The sequence below is a fragment of the Clostridium sp. HV4-5-A1G genome, from assembly GCF_900184915.1.
Taxonomy (GTDB): Bacteria; Bacillota; Clostridia; order Clostridiales; family Clostridiaceae; genus Clostridium_B; species Clostridium_B aromativorans.
Window position 1 is genome coordinate 1 of sequence record NZ_FXYI02000354.1, and the last position, 1,081, is coordinate 1,081.

The 1,081-nt window shown below is 31.3% G+C and carries 2 protein-coding genes; both read left to right on the forward strand.

Features of this window, described 5'->3' with window-relative positions; all coding sequences use genetic code 11:
* Positions 1–83: 83 nt before the first annotated feature.
* Positions 84–302: a transposase gene (locus J5G60_RS18450; protein ID WP_190972238.1), complete on the forward strand. Its 219-nt coding sequence runs from the start codon at positions 84–86 to the stop codon at positions 300–302.
* Between the two features lie 68 nt (positions 303–370).
* Positions 371–1,081: IS3 family transposase (locus J5G60_RS18455; protein WP_268905694.1), on the forward strand; the 711-nt coding region annotated here is incomplete at its 3' end.

Here is a 1,081-nt window from a genome sequence, read left to right on the forward strand (position 1 = left end):
TGATGTTAGTATAAAAGTGTAGACACAAAGAAATAGATTTACTAAAGATCTATAATAAAATTAAGAAGGGGAAGTGTCTACAAGTGGGAAAAACATCTAAAAGATATACGGATGGATATAAAAATACTATTGTTGAATTATTTAACAGAGGAAAGACGTATAGTGAACTTAACAGCGAATATGGAATACCTAAAACGACAATGAGGCAGTGGGTACTTAAAGATAAAAACAAAAAAGATGGTACAGAAGGCAAAAAAGAAAATATCAAAGAAGTTCTCAAAAAAAACGCCATACTTCAGTAAGAAAATGAAATATTAAAAAAAGCATTATCCATATTCGCAAAGGAAAAATAAAAGATATCTATAAGTTCATTGATGAAAACAAGCATTGTTACTGTAAAAAGATCAAAAAATGTTTTGGAATAAAAACCATGTGCAGGGTGTTGGGCATAAGCAGAGCCGCCTATTACAGACATTTAAACAGGAAACCATCCAAGTGGGAACGTGAAGATAAAATTTTAGATAAAATGATATATAAAGAATATAAAGATTCAAAATGCAGGTATGGTGCGGTTAAAATATTAAGACAGCTTATGAAAAAGGGATTTAAACCAAGTTTGAAACGGGTCCAGAGACGGATGAAAAAATTGAATATAAAATCAGTTATAGTAAAAAAGTGGAGACCATATTGTAGTAATAAGGTCAATGCGGCTGGTAAAGAAAATCTTATTAAGGAAGATTTTGCAGCAGATACAATCAATAAAAAATGGCTTACAGACATAACATACATATATACTTTAAAAGACAGGTGGTGCTACCTGGCATCTGTTTTTGACTGTTACAGTGCAAAAATAGTTGGATGGTATATTTTAAGGGACATGAATGCTGATACAGCATTAAAGGCTATAAAGAATTCCATAGAAATTCAAAAACCTGATTTTAAGTCACTAATACTTCATAGCGATTTAGGCTCACAATATACAAGCAGTGTAGTTGAAGAATACCTTAAAAGCAGGGGTATAAAACATTCTTACAGTAAAAAAGGATACCCTTATGACAATGCACCGATGGAATCATTTCAT